Source organism: Wolbachia endosymbiont of Drosophila leontia (assembly GCF_028981785.1).
Classification (GTDB): Bacteria; Pseudomonadota; Alphaproteobacteria; order Rickettsiales; family Anaplasmataceae; genus Wolbachia; species Wolbachia pipientis.
Map to the genome: position 1 here is coordinate 1 of NZ_JAPQLK010000111.1, position 4,763 is coordinate 4,763.

The 4,763-nt window shown below is 37.0% G+C and carries 6 protein-coding genes and 1 pseudogene; 4 read left to right on the forward strand and 3 right to left on the reverse strand.

The genetic code is table 11. From position 1 onward, the window contains the following. The first annotated feature begins 149 nt into the window (after nt 1-149). Nucleotides 150-1,493 (forward strand): phage terminase large subunit, encoded by a 1,344-nt coding sequence (gene terL / locus OZD63_RS03580; RefSeq protein ID WP_338062914.1) that lies wholly within the window; start codon nt 150-152, stop codon nt 1,491-1,493. Between the two features lie 131 nt (nt 1,494-1,624). On the opposite strand, the gene OZD63_RS03585 is transcribed toward terL, so the two are convergent. Both OZD63_RS03585 and lipB read right to left on the reverse strand, forming a co-directional pair. Next, nucleotides 1,625-2,650, reverse strand: coding sequence for an LD-carboxypeptidase (locus OZD63_RS03585; protein ID WP_275008140.1), 1,026 nt, complete (start codon nt 2,648-2,650; stop codon nt 1,625-1,627). Continuing rightward, complete coding sequence (gene lipB / locus OZD63_RS03590; protein WP_274980154.1) at nt 2,650-3,291, reverse strand: lipoyl(octanoyl) transferase LipB; 642 nt, start codon at nt 3,289-3,291, stop codon at nt 2,650-2,652. Before lipB ends, OZD63_RS03585 begins: the two co-directional genes overlap by 1 nt. Before the next feature lie 227 nt (nt 3,292-3,518). Between lipB and OZD63_RS03595 the strand changes: the two genes are divergently transcribed. The 3 genes and pseudogenes from OZD63_RS03595 to OZD63_RS03605 form a co-directional block, all read left to right on the forward strand. Then, nucleotides 3,519-3,752, forward strand: a complete 234-nt coding sequence (locus OZD63_RS03595) for a DUF6290 family protein (protein WP_010081986.1) — start codon at nt 3,519-3,521, stop codon at nt 3,750-3,752. Next, a complete protein-coding gene (locus OZD63_RS03600; protein WP_227738598.1) occupies nt 3,749-3,991 on the forward strand; it encodes a type II toxin-antitoxin system RelE family toxin in 243 nt (80 codons plus the stop codon). Before OZD63_RS03595 ends, OZD63_RS03600 begins: the two co-directional genes overlap by 4 nt. Nucleotides 3,992-4,226: 235 nt before the next feature. Next, nucleotides 4,227-4,586, forward strand: a pseudogene (locus OZD63_RS03605) (phage portal protein); the annotation flags it as partial. On the opposite strand, the gene OZD63_RS03610 reads toward OZD63_RS03605, so the two are convergent. Beyond that, nucleotides 4,559-4,763, reverse strand: a 205-nt coding sequence (locus tag OZD63_RS03610) for a transposase (protein ID WP_275008141.1), incomplete at its 5' end; no start/stop codon positions are given. The pseudogene OZD63_RS03605 and the gene OZD63_RS03610 sit on opposite strands and share 28 nt — an antisense overlap.

A 4,763-nucleotide genomic window follows, 5' to 3' on the forward strand; every position in this document is an offset into this window, starting at 1 on the left:
AAAATTGCGAACGTAAACTCAACACCAGCTTGCAAATGATTGTCCTTTCCTTCATTTCTCTCCTATTACGAAGATTTTAAACAGGTTCTAATGATTATCAGTATATAAAAGTCATAGCAGACAGACTTGAAGCGGCAAATGTTGGCAAAATGAGGCGAATAATATTCAATATGCCTCCGCGTTCAATGAAGTCCCTGTGTGCTAGTGTTGCGTGGCCCGCATGGATACTGGGAAATCAGCCAACTGCAAGAATAATAGTTGCAAGCTACTCTCGGCTGCTTAGCGAAAAGCACTCGCTCGATACAAGATGCATAATGCAGTCTAGTTGGTATAGAGAGCTGTTTCCAGAGGTAGGACTATCCAAAGATCAGAATACCAAATACAAATTTCAAACAGTGCAGAGAGGATACAGAATCGCAACGTCAGTTGGAGGGACGTTAACAGGTGAAGGTGGTGATTTCATCATCGTGGATGATCCACTGAGTCCCGCCCAAGCTTTGAGTGAAACGTTTAGAAAGCGTGCTACAAATTGGTTTGACCAGACTTTAGTAGCCAGGCTCAACAATAGAAAAAAAGGAGTAATTGTTCTTGTGATGCATAGGCTACATCAAGAAGATTTAACCGGGCACCTTCTCTCCAAACCGAAAAACATATGGAACCATACTTGTTTACCGATGATATCTGAAAATAAGGAGATTATCTATTCAATCAAAAAGCCAGCGCCTCCTTTTCTTGTTCCTGTCACCCGAGTAACTACAAATGAGTACAAAAGCTGGATTACAGCATCAAGTGCTAGAATGACACCACCCGTAATATTATACTCAAGAGAAGAAGGTCAGTTGCTATATCCCCTCGATGGAGGAAAAGAAGAAGTTGAGATGATAAAGGTTGAACTTGGAAGTTACGCTTTTGCTGCACAATATCAACAAAACCCTCTGCCACTTTCAAGTGGTATAATTAAACGAGAGTGGCTGAAGCGCTATAGAAATTTTTCTGATAGTCTCTCATATGTCACTCAGAGCTGGGACACTGCAGTTTCAACAAGCAGCATGAGCAACTTTAGCGTCTGCACCACCTGGACAAAAGTGGGCAATAAATTCTATTTACTCGATGTATATCGAGCAAAGCTTGAGTATCCAAAGCTTAAAGAGCAAGTTCTGTCACTAGCTGCAAGATGGACACCGCACGCAATTTTAATCGAAGCAAAAACAAGTGGTCAGCAATTGGTGCAAGAGCTAAAGACAAACAGTGATTTACCAATTATCGAAATAGTACCACATGATGACAAACTCACTCGATTTTATCAAATTGTTCCGATTATAGAGTCTGGCAAGGTTTTTCTGCTGCACCAAGCAGTATGGCTGAACGATTTTGAGTATGAGATTTTAATGTTTCCTGAAACTCGACACGATGATCAAGTGGATAGTACCGTGCAATATTTGCAGTGGGTGAGAGATAGTAGCTCTAGGGTCGCAGCTTTACGGGCATTGTGATTTGAGCCTACCAGATCCAAGTAGTCAGCTACTTGCATGACACCCTGACAACCGTCATCCCGCTACGTGTTAGCGGGATCTAGAGATACCGCGAATGAATCGCGGTATGACGGTTAAGTACGTGTTAGCGGCTAAGAGATACTGCGGCGGTATGACGTAGAGCTCGCGTTAGCTATAAGATTAGCTAAATTCTGCACGTCCATAAAAAACAAACCTTCTTTTTCGTCTTGAACGCTAATAATAGCGTGAGTGTTAAAAGGTAAAGGATCATTTGTATGTCCATGGCCTACCCCTTTCATTGTAAATACAGGAAAGTTAACACTTTTTGCAAACCTTTCTTTTACAACTTCAACAAGGTTATCGTTATAGCAGTTAACGAAATCCCCAAAGATTACTGCATGTACTCCATCAAAGATGTGAGCTTGTTTTAGGTGATCTAAACTGCGCTCTATTGCGTATGGGTAGACTCTTATGTCCTCTAAAAATAGAATTTTACCTTTCGCATTTATTTGCCAAACAGTTCCTATACTGTTTTCAACTAGAGTCATATTACCACCGATGATTTTAGACTTTAATCTGCCATCTTTTAGTCTAATGCCATTATTTATCATCTTTAGCTTGTCAAATCTGATAGAATCCTGCTTGTTAAGAATTAACTCTTTCAGTTTTTTAACAGAGCTTTCAGAAATGGAGTTATTTACTATCATTTCCAACATGGTGCCGTGAAGAGTTTGCCAATTATATTTAGCTTGTAGATAGGTGTGCAAGGCAGTTATATCGCTATAGCCTATGAGGATTTTTTTGTTTTGAGCAATCCTTTCTTTTTTATCATTGGGTAACTTTTCTAGATAGGGAATTAACCGAGAAGCCCCTTCTCCTCCTCTGATACACCAGATTATTTTACTATCACCGGTTAGTGCACTAATCAAATCATTTGCTCTGAATTCATCAGAGTTGGAATAAAATGGATTATCATTACTATATATTTTCTCCGAAATATGGGGATTAAAATCCAAAGCTTCTACATATTCTTTTATAGTAGTCAGATCTAATTCTTTTCCCTTCGAAGAAGGAGCAATAATATCAACTTGGTCGATTGCATGAATACCTGTGTTAGCACATAAAGTGAGAATGAAGTATGAAAGGTAAACAATCATTAAAATATCTTATAAAACTCTTTTTTTAGTATATCATCCAATTCAGAGAGTGGAACTTTCACTCCTAGTTCTTCCATTGACGTGACGCCACAACCTTGCAACCCACAAGGAATAATACCCTTATAGTGAGAGAGGTCTGGAAAGACGTTAAGCGCTATGCCATGATAAGTTACCCATTTTCTTAAACGGATACCAAAAGCTGCAATTTTTTTTTCTACTCCGTTATGGTTTACCCAAATGCCTATTCTATCTTCTCTAAACTCTCCAAGTATATTAAATTGCTTTAAAACATTTATGATCCACTTACTTAGATCTCTAATATATAGCTTTGTATCGCATTTGTTTCTTTTTTTAAGGTTTAACATTAAATATATAATGCGCTGTCCTGGACCATGATATGTGTGTTTACCACCCCTTCCTGTTTTATATATGGGAAATAGTTTTTCAACAATGTCATCAGCTGTTGCACTGATTCCTGCAGTGTAAAGTGGAGGGTGCTGGAGTAGCCATACCAATTCGTCTGCTGAATTATTGTGAATTTGTTGAATTTTCTCTTCCATAGATTTTACGGCACAGTTATAATCAATAAGCTGATTAGATATTAGCCATTCTGTCATGTTCAATTTCTTTTTTTTTAGTATAGCAGTTCGTTTTTTCCTGTTATTCCAGTGTGTGACACTGGGCGCAGCCTTTCTTATTCCTAGTATACTTAATACTAACTTCTGTGCTATTTCTCCTTAACAAACATAGTACATGACAAATGTTTAATTATTTGTCAACACAGGTCCTCTTTACGTATAGGCAACTTTTTTTATTGAAAAATTCAGAAAAATGTTATACAATTACTAGTAGATTTTAGGTAAAATATATGGCAAACTCAAAATTTAGCATAACTTTCAACAACGAAATTTCAGAGTGTCTTGCTGGACTGGCTAAAATAAGAAATAAGTCCATTAAAGAACTAACAGAGAAGCTAATACAAGAAGCAATTGAAAATGAGGAAGATAAAATACTAATTGAGCGTGCTGCTAAACGTAATGTTTCAGGTGTAAAGAAAATTAGAAGTGAGGATGTAGACTGGAATACAATATTATCTTCATAGAAAGCGTTCTTGAGAAAGACCTTCCAGCTCTTCCAAAAACAATAAGATTAAGGATCATAAATGCGATAAATAAGCGCCTTACAGTTGATCCCATTAACCTTGGTGAGCCATTATATTACAGATTTAAAGGACAAAGAAGATTAAGGGTAGGTGATTATCGCGTTATCTATTCCGTAAATATTATAAAATATGAAGTGGTTATCACAGAGATAGGACACAGAAAAGATATTTATAAGTAAGTACATCATATAAATATTAAATATATTTTTACTCCTTCCTGATTCATTTTCTACCTTAGGTGGCTTCGCTCAGCTCAAAAAAAAAGCTCATTCTTTTTGCTACCCCTTATTGTGCCTGCCATTTAACTATTGTGTAGAGATTGCTCTCAAACATAATGTTCGTACGTTAGTATATCCTTCCTGTGACACCAATTGATATAATTCTACCACAAATTCAATTTTTTAGGAGGCATATATGAATCTCAATATTTTTCAAAGAAAAAAAAGCGCAGTATTTACTAAACATTCTGCTTTGCAGCTAATGATGGAGCCAAGTTGGAGTAAGCGTGATTATGTAAGTTTTGCTGAGGAAGGTTACATAAAAAATGTTATTGCCTTTCGCGCAATTAATATGATTGCAAGTGCTGCATCTTCGGTACCTTTTACTCTCTGCCAGCTTACTGAACAGGGAAAATCGCAATTAAAAGCCCATCCATTACTGAAATTACTTTATTCTCCTAATCCAATGACATCAAAATCGGAATTTATTGAGGGGATTGTAACTTATCGGTTAGTTAACGGCAATTCTTATATATTGATGATTGAGTCACAGAATAGTAGAAAACCACCGAAGGAAAGGACAATCATTTGCAAGCTGGTGTTGAGTTTACGTTCGCAATTTTTCCACAATCTTCTACATTTTTCTAACCAAGCAAAAGATCGCTCAACAACCCATCTCTTTGGCAATACAACGAAAGAATGTAATTCACTTCGCTTTATTACCTCAACAGTT

Coding starts and splice junctions, on each gene's coding strand:
- terL (WP_338062914.1), top strand. CDS start 150: ATGAGGCGAATAATATTCAATATGCCTCCGCGTTCAATGAAGTCCCTG.
- OZD63_RS03585 (WP_275008140.1), bottom strand. CDS start 2,650: ATGATTGTTTACCTTTCATACTTCATTCTCACTTTATGTGCTAACACA.
- OZD63_RS03595 (WP_010081986.1), top strand. CDS start 3,519: ATGGCAAACTCAAAATTTAGCATAACTTTCAACAACGAAATTTCAGAG.